Source organism: Leucobacter faecis, from assembly GCF_054456635.2.
In genome coordinates this window covers 1-17122 of record NZ_JBTJEP020000025.1, presented here as the reverse complement: position 1 = coordinate 17122, position 17122 = coordinate 1, and the positions used below count along the sequence as shown (strand labels likewise).

At 59.4% G+C, this 17122-nt stretch carries 12 protein-coding genes; 7 read left to right on the top strand and 5 right to left on the bottom strand.

Translation table 11 applies throughout. The features are described from left to right. Positions 1 to 501 precede the first annotated feature (501 nt). The 5 genes from ACXR2T_RS14670 to ACXR2T_RS14650 all read left to right on the top strand — a co-directional run bounded on the left by ACXR2T_RS14670 (position 502) and on the right by ACXR2T_RS14650 (position 7637). Positions 502 to 855 (top strand): hypothetical protein, encoded by a 354-nt coding sequence (locus ACXR2T_RS14670; RefSeq protein ID WP_458839037.1) that lies wholly within the window; start codon positions 502 to 504, stop codon positions 853 to 855. A 176-nt stretch (positions 856 to 1031) separates the two neighbouring features. Beyond that, entirely contained in the window at positions 1032 to 2600 is a 1569-nt protein-coding gene (locus ACXR2T_RS14665; RefSeq protein WP_458839036.1) for a class I SAM-dependent DNA methyltransferase, read from the top strand. Beyond that, positions 2597 to 3760, top strand: a complete 1164-nt coding sequence (locus ACXR2T_RS14660; protein ID WP_458839035.1) for a restriction endonuclease subunit S — start codon at positions 2597 to 2599, stop codon at positions 3758 to 3760. Before ACXR2T_RS14665 ends, ACXR2T_RS14660 begins: the two co-directional genes overlap by 4 nt. Then, positions 3757 to 4500, top strand: coding sequence for a TIGR02391 family protein (locus tag ACXR2T_RS14655; protein ID WP_458839034.1), 744 nt, complete (start codon positions 3757 to 3759; stop codon positions 4498 to 4500). The genes ACXR2T_RS14660 and ACXR2T_RS14655 overlap by 4 nt, the downstream gene beginning before the upstream one ends. Then, positions 4497 to 7637, top strand: coding sequence for a type I restriction endonuclease subunit R (locus ACXR2T_RS14650; RefSeq protein WP_458839033.1), 3141 nt, complete (start codon positions 4497 to 4499; stop codon positions 7635 to 7637). The genes ACXR2T_RS14655 and ACXR2T_RS14650 overlap by 4 nt, the downstream gene beginning before the upstream one ends. A 1199-nt stretch (positions 7638 to 8836) precedes the next feature. On the opposite strand, the gene dprA is transcribed toward ACXR2T_RS14650, so the two are convergent. From dprA to ACXR2T_RS14625, 5 genes are all read right to left on the bottom strand, one after another. Then, complete coding sequence (gene dprA, locus ACXR2T_RS14645) at positions 8837 to 9751, bottom strand: DNA-processing protein DprA (protein ID WP_458839032.1); 915 nt, start codon at positions 9749 to 9751, stop codon at positions 8837 to 8839. Then, positions 9748 to 9891, bottom strand: a complete 144-nt coding sequence (locus tag ACXR2T_RS14640; RefSeq protein ID WP_458839031.1) for a hypothetical protein — start codon at positions 9889 to 9891, stop codon at positions 9748 to 9750. Before ACXR2T_RS14640 ends, dprA begins: the two co-directional genes overlap by 4 nt. Beyond that, complete coding sequence (locus tag ACXR2T_RS14635; protein ID WP_458839030.1) at positions 9888 to 10532, bottom strand: hypothetical protein; 645 nt, start codon at positions 10530 to 10532, stop codon at positions 9888 to 9890. The genes ACXR2T_RS14640 and ACXR2T_RS14635 overlap by 4 nt, the downstream gene beginning before the upstream one ends. A 1551-nt stretch (positions 10533 to 12083) precedes the next feature. Then, a complete protein-coding gene (locus ACXR2T_RS14630) occupies positions 12084 to 12419 on the bottom strand; it encodes a hypothetical protein (RefSeq protein ID WP_458839029.1) in 336 nt (111 codons plus the stop codon). 437 nt (positions 12420 to 12856) lie between these two features. Continuing rightward, positions 12857 to 14440, bottom strand: coding sequence for a recombinase family protein (locus ACXR2T_RS14625; RefSeq protein WP_458839028.1), 1584 nt, complete (start codon positions 14438 to 14440; stop codon positions 12857 to 12859). Between ACXR2T_RS14625 and ACXR2T_RS14620 the strand changes: the two genes are divergently transcribed. Beyond that, the gene (locus ACXR2T_RS14620) at positions 14429 to 16198 is read left to right on the top strand and encodes a ComEC/Rec2 family competence protein (RefSeq protein ID WP_458839027.1); all 1770 of its coding nucleotides are present in this window, start codon (positions 14429 to 14431) and stop codon (positions 16196 to 16198) included. The two genes, ACXR2T_RS14625 and ACXR2T_RS14620, sit on opposite strands and share 12 nt — an antisense overlap. Positions 16199 to 16357: 159 nt before the next feature. Next, the gene (locus ACXR2T_RS14615; protein ID WP_458839026.1) at positions 16358 to 16999 is read left to right on the top strand and encodes a hypothetical protein; all 642 of its coding nucleotides are present in this window, start codon (positions 16358 to 16360) and stop codon (positions 16997 to 16999) included. The last annotated feature ends 123 nt before the right edge of the window (positions 17000 to 17122 follow it).

Sequence of the window (17122 nt, the reverse complement as noted above, 5' to 3'; positions counted from 1 at the left end):
TGCGAAGCGAGGGCGTTACCGAGTGCATCACCATCGTGTAAAGATTGCGATATTGTAACGTTCGCAAATTGGCGCAGCGTGTTCGCAGGCTCGTCACATTTTAAGTGACTAGACTTTAGCTCCACTTCGTGCGAACCCTCACAGGCGAGGTTTCGAGTATTCCAAGGCAGAGAAATGTGATGACATTTCTAGCACGGCCGATGGCCATGCCGGGGTAACACGTGAAGGATCACGTAACGAAGTGTGTGACGAACTTTGGAGCTAAAGTCTAGCTCCCTAGTTGTCAGCATTTATTTTGATGTTGACTATTTTGTTCTGATGTTGGAGTGCGCTTGCGCAGCTTCAGTTCATGTCACTCTCAGACTGCGGCTACCGAACGCTGCAGGCTGATACTTCGAGTACTTTCGACAAGTCGGGTGCCGCCCGATTGGCGAAGAGTGCTGGCAGTTTGTGCTGCCTACGTGGTTCCTTCATTCATTTTCATATGTAAGGAACCCCCACATGTTTATTGACTCACTCACCAAATCCGTAAACGAGCCCATTGAGATCAAGTTGGAAGCGAACGAGGTATTTCCCGTCACTCTTCTGGTCCCGAAGTCGAGCTTGCCTGCGACGTACCCGGGACCGCTTCGTGACGCTGAAGGGGCCCTGGCTCTCTGGCGCACACTGACGGTGTGCGCTCTACAGGAGCTGGGGGAGGCGGAAGCGTCTGGCCGCCGCAAGAAGATTGAAGTAGCTACGAAGGAGTCAGTAGAGGCCGGTAAAGCGTGGGTTGAAGCCGAGATCGGTGTTGCCTCACTTCTCGTCAAGCGCGGTATCCCATTGCAAGGCCGCAGCGCGGTCGTTTTGAAGTAGCGACGTAATCAATTGGTGAACCCCGCGGCTTTCGGAGCGGGGTTCACCAATTTTGGGAGATTCAGTGGTGAAAGTGACGTTGGAGGACGTTGAATCGGCTTCTATGTCACAGGTCATCGATATGGTTTGAGTAGGAACTCACCTTTTTGGATCGACCGTAGTGGGGCGCAAACTTTATGGCACGTAAGGCGGCGGCGTCGAAGCCGCAGAAAACACTTGAGCAGACTCTCTGGGACGCAGCTGACAAGATGCGTGGGAATCAGGAACCGAGCGAGTACAAGCACGTCGTGCTCGGCCTGGTGTTCTTGAAGTACATCTCGGACCGTTTCGAAGAGCGCCGCTCACAACTCAGTAAAGAGCTCGCGGAGGAGGGTATCAAGCCCGAGCGCATCGAAGGCTTCCTGGAAGACCGCGACGAGTACGCGAGCCAGAACGTATTCTGGGTGCCAGCCTCGGCCCGCTGGGGCACGATCCAGGATTCGGCGAAGTTGCCCGAGATCGGCGAGCTCATCGACACCGCGATGGATCTCATTGAGAAGGAGAACCCGACACTCAAGGGTGTGCTGCCGCGCAACTACGGACGCGACGGCCTCGACAAGAAGCGCCTCGGCGAGCTCGTCGACCTCATCGGCTCGATCGGCTTCACCGCCACCGACGACCACGGCGCCGACGACGTGCTCGGCCGCGTCTACGAGTACTTCCTGGGTCAGTTTGCGGGCAAGGAGACCGGCAAGGATGCAGGCGCGTTCTACACGCCGCGCTCGGTCGTCAAGACTCTGGTCGAGATGCTGGAGCCTTACAAGGGCCGCGTGTACGACCCGGCCGCAGGATCCGGCGGCATGTTCGTGCAGTCGGCGGAGTTCGTGAAGGCTCACGGCGGTAATCGCACCGACATCTCCGTCTACGGACAGGAGTTTACCGACACCACGTGGAAGCTTGCGAAGATGAACCTCGCGCTGCGCGGCATCGAGGCGGACATGGGCGTGCGCTCGGCGGACTCGTTCACCGAGAACCTGCACCCTGACCTGCGCGCGGACTTCGTGATCGCGAACCCACCGTTCAACGTCTCCGACTGGTGGGATGCGAGCCTCGCGGATGATCCGCGCTGGAAGTACGGCACGCCGCCCCAGGGCAACGCAAACTTCGCCTGGGTACAGCACTTCGTGTACCACCTGGCACCGAACGGCACCGCAGGCTTCGTGCTTGCGAACGGCTCGCTGTCGTCGAAGAGCGGCGGTGAGGGTGAGATCCGTCAGAAGCTCGTCGAGGCGGGTCTCGTGGATTGCATCGTGGCGATGCCTCCAAACCTTTTCTTCAACACGCCGATCCCTGTCTCTCTCTGGTTCGTCTCTAAGGGCCGCGAAGGCAATGGTCACCGCGAGCGCAAAGACGAGGTGCTCTTCCTAGACGCCCGAAAGCTTGGGCGCATGGAATCACGTAAGCTCCGCGTGCTCTCCGACGAAGACATCGCAAAGATTTCAGGCACGTATCATGAGTGGCGCAACCGTGACGGTGAATACGAAGACGTCCCGGGTTTCGCGAAGTCGGCTTCGATCAAAGAGATCGAGAAGCACGACTTCGTACTTACGCCTGGTCGCTTTGTCGGCGCTGAAGAATCCGAGATCGACGACGAGCCGATCGACGAGAAGATCGAGCGCCTGACGAGTGAGCTGTTCGCGGAGTTTGTGCGCGGCCGCGAGCTTGAGGACGAGGTTCGCCGTCGACTTGGAGCGCTCGAACGATGACCTCACAAACGCTAACAGTTGATGACGTTTGTATTCGCGTCACGAGCGGCGGAACTCCAAGTCGACGTATATCTGAGTATTTTGACGGCACTATTCCTTGGCTGAAGACGCAGGAGCTACGCGACGGCTGGGTCTACGAAACCGAAGAGCATATTACGAACGCTGCAATAGAAAAGTCGTCAGCGAAGCTGTTGCCGACCAACACAGTGATGATGGCGATGTACGGTGGCACGGTTGGTAAGTTAGCAATTCTGGGCACGGAAATGACCTGCAATCAGGCAGCATGTGCGATGATCGTTGACCCAAGTAAGGCTGACTATCGTTACCTCTATTACGCACTGTTGAATGACCGTTCGCGAATAGTGCATCGTGCAAATGGTGCTGCTCAGCAGAATCTCAGCGCTCGGACGATCAAAGCTCTTGAATATAATTTCCCCGCAGTCGAAGAACAGCGCGCGATCGCGGCGACGCTCGGAGCACTCGACGACAAGATCGCGTCGAACCGGAGGGCGATAAAGTCAATTAGTGACTTGATTGACGCAATGTCTGAGCAGCTTGGTGCCACTTTACCGGGCGTACCGGTCGGAGAGCTTGCAGAATCTTTCAAATTGTCGGTAAATCCCTCTAAACTCGGGGACTCGGTAGTCGATCACTTCAGCCTTCCCGCGTTCGACTCTGGTGCTCAACCTGAGCGGGTCCCAGCATCAACCATTATGAGCAACAAACTCAGGGTGCCCGAACTCGCAATCCTAATATCGCGGCTCAACCCTAGGTTCAACCGGACCTGGTGGGCTTCTGAAAAGTCTGGCACCCCGGCACTTGCCTCGACCGAGTTCCTCGTGTTGAGGGCGGAAAGTGAACTGGACTTAGCCGCGGTCTGGCTTGCGGTTCGTGCCCCATTCTTCCGAAGCGAGCTGCCGCGACGTGTAACTGGAACTTCGGGCAGCCACCAACGTGTGCGACCCGATGATGTGCTTGGCATTGAGGTTCCCGACTTTTCGATAGCCGAGAAGAACGTCAAGAAGCTCGCACTGGCGCTGCTTCAGCGCGCCGAGCTTCTCCGTGAAGAAACTAATCGATTAGTCGTGCTCCGTGACTCTCTTCTGCCGGAACTGTTGTCAGGCCGTATACGTGTGCCTGTTGAAAGCGGTGCAAGGTGAGCATCGTCAATACTGAATGGGTCGTCGATCAGCTGGACGATTTCATTGCGCTATCTGAAGGGCGCTGGACAGGAGACCCCGAAGATATCGGGGTCTGGTGGGTTCTTAAAGGAAGTGAGGACGACATCAAGTTGCAGCTGCCTGTCGTTGAGCGTATCTTTACGCTCTACCTCCCCGGATGGCGAGATGAAGACCTCTCCTATGATCGTGATGATCAGCAGGAGCAGTTGTGGGCGAAGCACCGCGATCTTGCCTTACGAGTCCGTGGCATCGCCGATCGTGAGGATGAAGTACGGCGGAACCTCGGCGATAATTCCCCCCAGATCTCGGCCTCAAATCTGCATCCATGGATCTGGGAAGGTGCTCGTTCGCTCTGGCAATCTGGTCATTTTAGAGAAGCCATCGAGGGTTCGATTCGCAAGTTGAACGCGGAGACGCAGAACAAGCTCGACCGCCGCGATCTCGGCGAAGAAGATCTATTCAAGCAGGCCTACAGTGACGACCCCGCCAGACCGAGGGCCGCTCGCTTACGTCGGATGCAGAACGACGGAAGCAAGACCTTCAAATCGGTGCAGCGAGGCGCACGAAACCTAGCAGAAGGCGTGTTCGCAGGCATCCGAAACCCACTCGCGCATGAGGCCGACGTGGATATGCCTGAGCAGCAGGCATTGGAGTACCTCGCTGCTCTCAGTGTGCTTGCTAGGTGGGTGGACGAGTCCAGTCTGGAGACTACATCATGACTTCCTTCAATGAGAACGTCGTAGAGCAGGCTGCTCTCGACTACTTCGAGGAACTCGACTATACGGTCCTGCACGGCCCCAATGTCGCACCCGGCGAGGCTGCCTCCGAGCGTGAATCGTACGAGGACGTGGTCCTATGGGGCAGGCTCCGTGATGCGATGCGACGCATCAATCCAGATATCAGCCCTACGCTGATCGATGAGGCGATCAAGACCCTGCAGCGCGCAGAGTCACAGAGCTCTATCGACGAGAACGCCCGCGTGCACAGACTGATCGTCGAGGGTGCCCCCGTTGAGCACCGCGACGCCGACGGCCTGCTCCGAACGACGCGGCTACAGCTCGTCGACTTCGATGAGCCCTTGAACAACGACTGGGTCGCGATCAATCAGTTCACGATTGTTGAGAATGGTAAGAACCGCCGCCCCGACGTGCTCGTGATGCTGAACGGCATGCCGGTCTCTCTGCTGGAGCTTAAGAACCCAGCATCGGAGAACGCGACCCTCAAATCAGCGTGGAACCAGGTGCAGACTTACCGGCATGACATTCCGTCTGTCTTCGTGCTGAATGCGGTGACGGTGATCTCTGACGGCATGTCGGCCGCGATGAGCAGCTACTCCGGTGCGTTCGAGCACTACGCTCCGTGGAAGACCATCGAGGGCCGCGAGGTTGTGACCGGTCGCCCTGCGCTTGAGGTGCTCATCAAGGGAGTCTTCGAGCCGGGACGCTTCCTGGATATCCTGAAGAACTTCGTCGTGTTTAGCGATGAGACGGTGACCGATAAAAATGCCGGCCAGCCGACTCGCACGTTAGTGAAGCGGGTGGCGAAGTACCACCAGTACTGGGCGGTCAACGCCGCGGTGGAGTCCACTGTGCAGGCATCGAGCCCCGAGGGCGACCGCCGCGGCGGTGTCGTGTGGCACACCCAGGGCTCGGGTAAGAGCTTCGAGATGGTGTTCTACGCGGCGAAGGTCATGCGGGATTCGCGCATGGCGAACCCGACGCTGGTGTTCATCACAGACCGCAACGATCTCGACGATCAGTTGTTCGGGGAGACGTTCGCACCGGCGCGCATCCTTCCGGAGACCCCTGTGCAGGCCACGACTCGCACTGACCTCCGCGAGAAGCTCCGGCGCGCATCTGGCGGCATCGTGTTCACGACGCTGCAAAAGTTCGCGGTCGGCGAGGATGGCGACGCAGACCCGGTACTCACGGACCGCAGGAACGTGGTCGTGATCGCCGACGAGGCGCACCGTAGCCAGTACGGCTTCGGCGAGACGCTCGACCGCCACGGCAGGCTCAAGGCAGGCCTCGCGAAGCACATGCGAGACGCGCTGCCGGGCGCGACGTACCTCGGCTTCACCGGCACCCCGATCGAGTCGAACGATAAGTCGACGCGAGCCGTGTTCGGCGATTACATCGACGTCTACGACCTCACGCGCGCCGTCGACGACGGCGCCACGGTGAAGATCTTCTTCGAATCGAGGCTCGCACGAGTGGAGCTCTCGGACGCTGATCTCTCAGCCCTCGACGAGCTTGCCGACGAGATCACCGAGACGGTCGAGGAGGACACAGCTACGGCTGCCAAGTCGCGTTGGTCGAGGCTAGAGGCGATCGTCGGTTCTGAATCCCGGCTCGACCGCGTGGCGCAGGACATCGTTGACCACTGGGAAAAGCGCCGTGAGGCAATGCTTGGCAAGGGAATGATCGTGGCGATGAGCCGCCGGATCGCGGTGCGCCTTTACGAGAAGATCGTCGCGCTCAGGCCCGACTGGCATTCGGACAACCCAGCAGAGGGCAAGATCAAGGTCGTCATGACCGGCTCGGCTGCGGATCCTGTGGAGTTCCAGCCGCACATCCATTCGAAGGACGTGCGCAAGGACCTCAAGCTCCGTGCGAAGGACGCTGATGACCCGCTGGAGCTCGTGATCGTGCGCGACATGTGGCTCACCGGGTTCGACGCGCCCTCGATGCACACGATGTATGTTGACAAGACGATGCAGGGTGCAGGGCTCATGCAGGCGATCGCGCGCGTGAACCGTACGTTCCGAGACAAACCTGGTGGCCTAATCGTCGACTACATCGGTCTCTTTGCGAACCTCCAAGAAGCGCTGCAGGAGTACTCGCCCTCGGACCGGGACCAGGCGGGCGTGCCGATCGACGAGATCGTCGACGCGATGATGGAGAAGCACGACGTCGTCAGAGGTATCCTGCACGGCGTCGAGTACGATGCTTCGCCGGAACTGTCCGCGTCGCAGCGGCTTGCGGAGTACGCGAAGGTGCTCGATTTCGTGATGGCCGACCCGGATGTCACGAAGAGGTTCAACGACGAAGTGCTGGCGCTGGCGAAGGTGTTCGCGCTGGCTGGAGCCCGAGACGAGGCAGGAGCGATCCGCAATGATGTGCGCCTGTTCACCGACGTGCGCGCGGCGATCCTGAAGATCCTGAACCCGGACTCGGGTCGCGGCGGCTCGGGTGCGGTCGAGATCGACACGGCGCTCGGGCAGCTACTAAATGAGGCAGTAGCTGCAGAGGACGTCATCGACGTCTACAAGCTGGCGGGGGTGGAGACGCCTGAGATCTCGATCTTGAGCGACGAGTTCCTGGACTCGCTCGAAGGCAAGGAGAAGCCGAACCTCCAGATGGGCCTCCTTCGCAGGATCCTGAACGACCAGATCCGCACAGTGCAGCGCAAGAACATCGTGCAGGGCCGGAAGTTCTCGGAGCTACTTGACGAGGCCGTGAAGCGGTATACAAACCGCTCGCTGTCGACCGCGGAGATCATCGCGGAGCTCGTGAAACTGGCGAAGCAGGTACGCGATGACCAGAGCCGCTTCGAACAGCTCGGGCTGCGCGAGGACGAGGTTGCGTTCTACGACGCGGTCGTGCAGAACGATGCGGCCGTGCTGGAACTAGGCGATGAGACACTGAAAGCGATCGCTCGGGATCTTGTGAAGTCGGTTCAGCAGTCGGCGACGATTGACTGGAACCTCAAAGAGTCAGTGCTCGCGACAATGCGTTCGAAGGTGCGCAGGATTCTTGCGCGTTACGACTACCCTCCGGACGCGGAAGAAAAAGCCGTGAACCTTGTACTAAAGCAAGCTGAGGTATTCGCGGGCGATGTGGCTGGTGCTGACTAAACGGAAGAGAGATCAGGCCTGGGGTAGGTGGTAGGTGGCATGCCTACCCTTGGTCTGGCAAATGCACAGAGAGGTGCAACGATGGTGACTCGTGAAAAGTACGGCTGTTGTTCCCGATGCGGGCAGGAAGTCCTACTCCGCAATGGGAAGTACATTTTTCACCCGGATCTCGTTAAAGGTTCTGGGTGTGCGGCGTCACTCCTTAAGCCGCAGCCAGAGGAACGACGGTTTGTCAAAGAGCTAGTACCCGCACCCGTCAAAGTAGCGCCGACCGTACGTTCTCCACAACCTGCGCGAACGGTCGCGAGACCTGTGCCTACGGTCGCGAGACTTACACCCCGGCGTGCTGCAGTTTGTTCGATGTGCAGCGAGGAGCACCTGCTCACTGCTGAAGGGCTGATGTCGATCCATTCTGACCGCTCCGGAAGAAGATGCGAAGGCTCTTCGAGCTCCAACGAGATCGCACGTTCCAAGCAACGCCGAAGGTTTGACGAGACGCAGGAGGCTGCGCCATCCGCGGCGAGTCCGGACAGGACCAATGCTCGACGTCGGCCGGGCAAACAGGAGCTTAAGCGCAAGAAGCTAATTGACATCGCTGTGAGTCGAGCTCTAAAGGAACAGAAGAGGCGCTTCACCGAACGGAAACTTGAAAAGCTCGATCGAAGAATTTACGCAGTCGGTGGAGTTCGTGTTGTTCAAGGCGGGAGCCCATCTCTCGGGCGACGTAGTTAGACGCCTTGGCAGAGGCAGCAGATCGATGAATTACATCAGCATGATCGCATCGCACGTAGGAGCATGTGACGTTCTGGACGGACTGCATCTGAGGATGATTAGCTAATGATCTGGGCAGGCGAGGCCCGCTACGTCGTGATTTCTATTCCGGTTACAGGAGCAACTAGTGAATATACGTATCGGTGATGGCTCAGGTAACGAGCAGTACCGCACCTGCGCTGCGCTGGTGGTACTCCCTGACGGCAACAGACATCCGTGCGGCCGGGATTGCGTACCCGAGATATTGGGAGGTAAACGCAGCGAAGGACTCAAAGTAGCGTTCTCATGTCCTGAGCACGGGCTGCACAGCATCGTCGATCCGTTCGGCAACTCTAAGTAAAAATGAAAACCCTCTGCGGCGTCATAAGACGCGGCAGAGGGTTTTTTTATTGGCCCGGCGGGTACATGTTCTCGCAGTGGAACACTGGTTAGTGTTTGCGCCGCAGGGATGGAGCGTCGCACAGCAGCTGCAGCGCGTCAGCGCCGCTCGTGATGAGCTGACTTTTGCCCTGGCGAATGAGCGTATGGCAGCCAGCGCTTGCGGCGCTGGTGGCGGGGCCTGGTACTGCGCCCACGGGCTTACCCATGGCGTGGGCCACCTCTGCAGCGTGCAGAGCACCTGAGCGCGCGCCTGCCTCGGGCACAACCACTGCGGCAGCAAGTGCAGCGATCAGTCTGCTGCGCATGATGAACCGGTGCCTGGTTGGCGCCGAGCCGGGGAGCACCTCGCTCACGATGCAGTCGGACCCAGCGATCTGCTCGATGAGTTGGGCGTGGCCAGCGGGGTAGACGCGGTCGACGCCGCTGGCCAGCACTGCGATGGTGGGCTTACCTTGAGCGAGGGCAGTGCGATGAGCTACCGCGTCGATACCGTACGCGGCACCAGACACAACAGTGACGTTGTGCTGACTGAGTTGTTCGGTTATCTCGCTGGTGACGTGATTCCCGTAGCCTGTGCAGGCTCTGGAACCTGTGACTGCGACGCACGCGGCTAGGTTAGACAGGAGACTCGCGTCGCCGCGGACCCATAGCATGATGGGCGGCGCAGGAGCCAACGGGTCGGTGCTGCACAGGAGATCGAGCCGTTCGAGCTGGTCGGGCCAGTGTGGATCCCCAGGGATGATCGGTGTGAGGTGTTGCTGCTCAGCATGTTGCAGAGTCTTCTTGGCCTCGTCGAGGTCGACCCTCGCGAGCTCCCGCACGGAAAGCCATGAGGATGGGTCTGATGCGAGTTCTGCAGCGCTGTGCTCTGCGAGAAGGGTCACAAGTCTGCGATCGCCGGGCTCGACAGCGCGGCTGATCGCGATGCGCGCGATGAGCTCGTCGCATTCGGAGTGAGTCATTCTTTACCTTCGCTTTCTTCGTCGCAGTCATCTTCGCGGTCGATCATGTCGTTGATGGCGGCGTCGATGTCGTAGTCCACGAGGCCGAAGAGCTCGTGGACGTATGGACTCGGCACTGCGTACTCTTCTGGTTTGCTCATGCGCGACGGCCTGCGCTCTTGAGCATCCGGTCCGTCATCGAATCGATCTCGGTGAGGTCCTCGGTGGTTTGGTCCGGGTGCGCTGCCCGCCAGTCATCCAGCGAGAGAGCTTTGTGATTAGGGTCGTGTAGCGGACTGGACGTGATCTCGTCGAGGGAACGGAGCGTAGCTGGGCCGTGATTCAGGAGGCTTGCCCAGCCGTTGGCGCCGACGAGTAGGACATCTTTGAACTTGGGCGTGTGAACGCTTCCAGCGCCGACCAACGCCTCCCCAGCGAGCTTCACGAGCATCGCAAGGAGGCCGTAGGGCGAGTCTGACGGGCTGCCTGGAAGCGTGGCATCGGTATCGAGCACGATCACTGCACTGTCGGCACGGGCAGAGAGCGTTGCCACTTGCGCAGCCCATGCCATCATTGCCGCTGGGTCACTTAGCTGGTCGCTTGTGGGCAGATCAAGGCGTGCAGAGCCGAGCGTGCGGTTGGTACGTGTATTTGAATTGTTGGGCTTGCCGCCGAACAGGACGACGTGGCAACTGTTCGGAGCGTTGATGCCTGTCATGCGTGGCAGCGCTGCAAGGAAGTCAGCGCTGTTGGTGGCGCGGAGCACAGTAGGTGTGGTTGCAGAATCAGAGGTGCTAGACATATGTAGATCTCCATCGATTGATTTCAGCTATCGCAATAGCGAAGGGTTGCGAGCCCAGAGGTGAAGGCTCTCTAGAGGTTCGCGTGTGCACCCGGGCATGGCCGTAGGCTTTGCTGGCTCCGGCAGGCAGGGCGCAGCCCGGGAGTATTACGCTGCGATAGCGTGCGCAGTACGATGCGAGCGCTTTTAGACGGATTGAACGAATCTAACCGTGGCGAACTGAGCGGGCCGCTTGAGCGCTGAGTCGGTGTAGCAAGCGCTTCGCCCAGCGCCGACTCGCGGACCTTGCCCCGCGGCATAGGCTTACGATTCAGTTCATTTGCATCTTGGAGCGGTCAACGAGTCCTAGGCGTAGGAGAGGTGGATGCTGCCGAGCTTCAAGTGCGTTCCTGCGTTGATGGCTGACATTGGTAAAGCGTTGGTGGTTGTGTAGAGCACTACTGGTTTAGGGTGCGTCAGCTGACTCGACGAGATTCAGTTCTAGTAACAAGGAAGGCAGCCGGCGCGCTCATGATTTGGCAATCCGGAACGACTAGAAGCTCATCGGTTGGGGAAGTTTTGTGGCTCCAGGCTGCAGAGGAACTCGACACGGGCTAGTTGGGCACGAAGGTTCGGTGACTCGAACGAACAGCGTACTCGGGTAGCGCACTGCGTTTCGCGAACCCATCATCGAAATGATCGTTGTCGTTTCAGGAAGGCACTACGCGCAGACAGGTCAAAAGAGCAGGTCAGGAGCGCTTCGGGGTCGTTAGGGGGCCTCTTAGGGTCTGTCACCACTTGTCACCACCTTTTAAAAGGTGGTGACAAAGGTGGTGACACCTCTATTTACCTCTTGATCAGGTATTTATATATAAAATTTAGTAATGTCACCAATGTCACCACCTTTTACGCCTCTTTGTGGGGAATTTGAGGTATCGTCTTTGCGCTTTTCGATACTCCCAGGAAGAGGGTGTTGACAGACTGATGTTGTAGCTGTATCACGCGCATACATGTGCGCACACACACGGTGTGGCTGAAAATGGCGGTGACATTGGTGACACTTCGCGAAATGCCTGATGAGAGTATGTTTTTGTTGTCACCACTTTGTCACCACCTTTTTGGTGACAGAAGAATCCCTGGTGAGAGGGTTATTCGCTGTCACCACCTCTGTCACCACCTTTTGGGCAAAGAGGGCAATGTTGCCCAATCAATAATCCCCGCTTATTGATCTCATAAACAATAGTGAAGTCCCGACTCCCAGGTTTCAGGCTTAACCGCGTGACTCATGTGGCGCTGCTTTGGGTGGTTGGCTTCAGTGTCGATCTGGATGGGTGCCGCGGTCAAGTTGGGGCTGCTGCTGAGGTGTGGATCTGTGTCGATCCGTGTAGCGAATACCTAAAACAGGCTCAGGGGGTCACGAGGATCGTTTCTCGTGCACTTTTGGCGCCACCTCGTTAAATATGGACATCCGGTGAATTATCGTCGCTTAGAAGCGATTCTAGAAAACACAATGCCTCCAGCTCAGAAGGTCAGTCTGTGCCAGAGGCGGTGTGTTTCGAAGCGCTGCTAGAGCTAGATCGAGGTGTTGAGAATCCCTGCGATCATCTTGCTTGCTTCGGCTGCGAGCGGGGGAGCAGCAGCGGCAGCGCGTTCTGCGGCAGCGCGCAGTTCCATGAGCACGTCGTCGGGAGAAGCAGGCGTGCTACGAAGATCTGCCACCTTGATGTACCACTGGCCGCGCTTCTTCTCGGCGGGAAGCTCTCCGCTGATGATCTTTTTGCGAAGGGTCTTTGTGGCGCCGTAGACGTAGCGGCCGTTCGCGTCGCGGATCTCTCCGGCGCGTACGAGCGTGATCTCGGTGGGCTGTGAAGCGGTTGTTGTTGATGCTGCAGAAGTGCGAGCGGGCATAGTGGTCTCCAGGAAGGAAGACCGCTGCATTTGCCTCTTCTTGCAGCGCACCGATCCAGCTCGATCGGGGTCGGGTTGACCGACTGACAGCGTGGTCGCTGCCGCTATACCCGTGCACTGTACCCCGAACTCTTTGTAGGCTCGGCTTCCACCCGGACATCGATTTCCCAGATGCAATACACGAACGACTTAGCGCAAAGTCTGCGCGTTTGCCGTTGGTAGTCGCGTATGTAGCTGCTCTTCTTTGACTTCCGAAGAGAAGCTACCTAACCGACATCAGGGGAAGCAATCTCCTGGTGCCCCGTGGTCTCCATCACCACAGTTGCGCTTGAGAACAAGCGACTACCACTCATATTTAGTTTTCAATGTGTCGGTCACGATATCACAAACGGGTACCCGAAATGGGTACCCGTTTGATGTGTTTGCCGATCTCGTTGCTAACGCCAGACCATTTCCACGCGGTTCCAATCTGGACCATGACGCTGCCCAGATCCCTTGCCTGACTTGTTCTTCACCCGGTGGATAACGGGGGTCACCACGGCGCGGATAATCCGGCGCTTGTCATTGAAATCCAGCTCTTCCCAGCGCGCCCGGACAGCGTCTGGATTGTTCGTCAGCTCGATTACTGCTGGGTCTGTGTCAGCGAGTGCTTCTAGTTTCTTTTGCGCTGCGCTTATAAGGGGTTGTATGCGCTCCTCTTGATCGAACAGAAGGTCGATGCGTCCACGTTCCGCAGCCTTTGCTCGTACCTCTTCAAGATAGTTCTGGTGTTGTTCGATCTCTTGTAGGAGCGCCTGGCGAGCATCGTCAACTCCCTCATCCTTCTTTCCGAGCGTGGCCAGAAAATCTTTTCGTTCGAGACGGGCGAGTACGAACTCAGTCACGATCAGGTCGAGGTGCTCTTCTTTCTGGGCAACGTGGAATCCTGTACGCCCTGGCGCACCAGCGCAGAGATAGGTCGAATATGATGGGTAGGGGAGTTCGTTACCGTGCTCATCCTGGGGCTTTGGGACCGGGTTGCCGTCTTTGTCCTTGCGCCTACCAGAGTTCTGCTTCCCGACGCGCGTACCTGCGCCGCATACACCGCAGACGGCGATTCCTGCCAGGAGGTGCCGCCCTGGCCAATTGTTCGTGCGTTTGCGATGAGACGGCGACATGACGTTCTGAAGTTTCTGCCAGACCTCATAATCGATTAGTGCAGGCCAGATCGCGTCCGAGACAATCTCGCCGTTGTGTATGCGCTTGGCGGCGTATGCAGGCATCGTGAGCATTTGTTTGATCGCAGGAGCTGTCCAGCCCATTGTGGGCTTCTTGTAGTGGTGCTCGCGCTTCTCGTGGCGCGGACGGCGAGGGGGTATCCCTCGTTCGTTGAAGTCCTTAGCGACCGAGTAAAAACTTGCTCCTCCCAGAATGCGCTCAGCAGCTTCTTGCACGACCCATGCCTGATCGGGGTGTTCCTCGATGCGAAGGAGCCTGCGGGTGGTCTCATCGTAGATTCTGCGGTAGCCGTAGAGGTTCTTACCGTGGGGTCTGCCTTCTTCTGCGGCAGCACGTACGTCGCGCTTGATGCGCTCTCGAATCTTCGCGGATTCGAATTCTGAGTCGACTGCATCCTCAAGTAGGCTGCGGCGGTGTCTGGCGTTAGCAGGGTCATAGAGCTGTGAGTGGGTTGTGACCCAGATCTTCACGCGATTCTTGCTGCACAAATCGATGAGGTCGAGCCATTCGCCGACTCGGCGGGAGCCGCGGCTGGCTTCCCAGAGGCCCAGAATGTCAGCGTCGAATTTGCCCTCTTCGAGATCGGTGATGAGCTGATTGAACTGCTCACGCTGTTTCGTGGCGTAGAGGCTAGCGCTGCGGTCGTTGTCCTCATAAGGGTGCGGGTGCAGCTTCCACCCTTGTGATTGCGCTGCCCGTGCGTTCTCTTTGTGCTGCTGCTTAGGGGACTTGCCTTCGCCTGATTTGTCCTTCGATACGCGCAGATACTCGCGTAGAACCAACTGCCCTTTTTGGGTACCCATGAGACACTCCTTTTAGAAATAGTATCTGGTGCGAACTGTGCCCTCGTCACGAGTGGGGCTATTTGGGCGCTGTCGTGGCTGGGGGCTGGGCGGCGTCTGCGGGCGGTGGCCGCGGGGGTAGCGCTCGCCGGGTTCGTGGTGGTCGTAGGCCCCGACGCGAGTGTACAGCGCGCGGCGATCATGGGCGCTGTGTTGCTCGCGTCGAACTTTGGGGGCAACCGGGCCACTGCGCTCCCCGCCCTGGGCATTGCTATCGCGGTGTTGCTTGTGCTTGATCCGTGGCAGGCTTGGCACCCCGGGTTCGCGCTGTCGGTGGTGGCGACGGGCGGCATTATTCTGTGCGCGCCCGCCTTCACAGAGGCGCTGCGCCGCGTAGCGCGCATCCCGGCTTGGGTTGCGCTGCCCTTCGCGGTCGCGGCCGCGGCGCAGCTCGCCTGCGGGCCGCTGCTGTTGCTGTTGCAAGACGGGATCCCCGCCGCGGGCCTTCTCGCGAACGTGCTGGCGGGCCCGGCGGCGCCAGCGGGCACCGCGCTCGGTTTGCTGGCGCTGCTCGCAGCCCCCGTATCGGGCGCTGCGGCGCACACACTCGTGTGGCTCGCGAGCCTGCCCGCGCGGTGGGTAGAAGAAACGGCGCGCATCACGGCGGGGCTGCCGGGTGCCCGCTGGGAATGGGTGACGGGTGTGCCGGGGGCGCTGCTGCTCACCGCGGCGGAGGTACTGGCGATCGTAGCGTGGCTGCTGGCGAGCGGCCGACTCACCCGGCACGAAACACGGGTGCGGCGCCCCTGGGAGCCCGACATCCCTGGTCCCCGGGTGCTGCGCACATGGGTGTCGGTGCTAGCTGGCTGTGCCGCTGGCGTGTTCGTCGGGCCAACCCTCGTGGCGCCCGCCGTCGAGCAGGCGGGTACACCAGCCGATTGGGTGGTGGTGGCGTGCGATGTGGGGCAGGGCGACGCGCTGCTCTTGCGCGGGCCTGACGCACGTCCCGGCGAAGCGGTCCTCGTCGACACCGGAGACGATGACAAGCTGCTGCGCGACTGCCTCAGGCTTTTCGGCGTCACGCGCATTGCGCTGCTCGTGCTCACGCACGATCATCTCGATCACACGGGCGCGCTCGATGCGGTGGCCGCGATCACCGAGACGGCGCTGATCGGGCCCGCGGCCCGCAACAGCGAGGCGCCCGCCGATCACGCCGCTGCCAGCCCGCTTCACGTGCGGCTTGCCGCGCGCGGCGTGCCGACGGGCGTTACTGGGGCGGGGGCGGTTGGCTCGCATGCGGGTGTTGACTGGTTCATGCTCGCTCCGGATCCCCTCCTCACCCCCGCGTCAGCTAACGACTCGAGTCTGGTGATGCGCGCTGAAATGGGTGAGCGCAGCGTGCTGCTACTGGGAGACACGGGAGAAGAATCCCAGGCCATGTTGGCTAATGCGATGCGTCGAGCGGGCAATGAGACATTGTTACAAGCTGACACAGTGAAGGTGGCTCACCATGGTTCGCGTGACCAGCGGGAGGGCATTTACAAGACCGTAGGTGCCACGCTGGCGCTCGTCTCGTCGGGGGCGGGCAACAGCTACGGCCACCCGGCCCCCGGGACGCTCAGCGCGCTCGCGTCGGCGGGCACTCGGGTGCTGCGCACTGACGAACTGGGATCGATCGCGGTGCTCGCGGGCGAACGCCCGGGCGCCGGCACGCACCCTGATCCGGCACTGCCTCGAATCTGGGCCAGCCGCGGCGGTAACGCGCGCAGCGACGAATAGCGGTGCGGCCTGCTTCAGCCCGAGCGTGACATGGAAGCATGTTTGAGCTGCTGCGTGATCTCTAAGGCGCGTGATTTTGAGATCAAGGTCTGATGGAGGGAGTGTCGGCCACTGCAAGTAGCACTTGTGTTTAATAGCCTGTCATGAAACGCTTGTGCTATGAATATTTCAGAGTTTGCCCAGCGTGAAGGAATTTCAGTCCAGCGTGCGGCCAAGCTCGCCCGCGAGGACAGAATTCCCGCTCACAAGGAGCGCGGCCGCTGGATTGTGGACTGCGATGCCAGTCCAGAGAAGCGATCACGTCGCCCACTTTCCCGACAGTCCCAGGACGATTTCCTGTACTTCATGGACAGGCGTACCTTTGACGGCATTACCGGAAGTCGGAAAGCCCGCGCCGCAGAAAGGGTTCGCACGTTCGCTGCCTCGAAGGATCCAGTTCAGCTTCTGCGTGATTGGTGGGCTGACAGTCCAGATCCCGAAGGGCGAGGTTTTGCGGTGCTGGTACGCCTCGCAAAACGGGGGACTGGAGACATGTCGCTCATCCGAGATCGCCAGCGCGGACTCGGTGTATGGATGCTTGACAATCCGATCGACATTGCCGGTCGAATTTCTGACTGGCGAGCCATCAGGGGTGTGAGCATCCACGAACTGTCGGAAGCCACCGGTGTGCCGGAAACCATCATCCGCACCATCGAGCGACGCGGTGTCTCCCCACGGGGTAATCGTGACGTGGCGATGATTGTAAAGAAGCTGAAAGTGCCGGCAACGAGGATCCAATCTGAACGGAGTACTCATGCCTGAAACGCTGTACGCGTGGATAGAAAGCGACTATGTGGGGTTTTTCTCTAAGGAAGGCCCCCGTCACGCTGCCACCTTTACGTATGATCGTGACGCCAAACACGATGTTTCGCTATCTATGACACG

Excerpts from the sequence above, each read along its gene's own strand:
- ACXR2T_RS14670 (WP_458839037.1), top strand. The coding sequence starts at position 502 with ATGTTTATTGACTCACTCACCAAATCCGTAAACGAGCCCATTGAGATC.
- ACXR2T_RS14665 (WP_458839036.1), top strand. The coding sequence starts at position 1,032 with ATGGCACGTAAGGCGGCGGCGTCGAAGCCGCAGAAAACACTTGAGCAG.
- ACXR2T_RS14660 (WP_458839035.1), top strand. The coding sequence starts at position 2,597 with ATGACCTCACAAACGCTAACAGTTGATGACGTTTGTATTCGCGTCACG.
- ACXR2T_RS14650 (WP_458839033.1), top strand. The coding sequence starts at position 4,497 with ATGACTTCCTTCAATGAGAACGTCGTAGAGCAGGCTGCTCTCGACTAC.
- dprA (WP_458839032.1), bottom strand. The coding sequence starts at position 9,751 with ATGACTCACTCCGAATGCGACGAGCTCATCGCGCGCATCGCGATCAGC.
- ACXR2T_RS14640 (WP_458839031.1), bottom strand. The coding sequence starts at position 9,891 with ATGAGCAAACCAGAAGAGTACGCAGTGCCGAGTCCATACGTCCACGAG.
- ACXR2T_RS14635 (WP_458839030.1), bottom strand. The coding sequence starts at position 10,532 with ATGTCTAGCACCTCTGATTCTGCAACCACACCTACTGTGCTCCGCGCC.
- ACXR2T_RS14630 (WP_458839029.1), bottom strand. The coding sequence starts at position 12,419 with ATGCCCGCTCGCACTTCTGCAGCATCAACAACAACCGCTTCACAGCCC.
- ACXR2T_RS14625 (WP_458839028.1), bottom strand. The coding sequence starts at position 14,440 with ATGGGTACCCAAAAAGGGCAGTTGGTTCTACGCGAGTATCTGCGCGTA.
- ACXR2T_RS14615 (WP_458839026.1), top strand. The coding sequence starts at position 16,358 with ATGAATATTTCAGAGTTTGCCCAGCGTGAAGGAATTTCAGTCCAGCGT.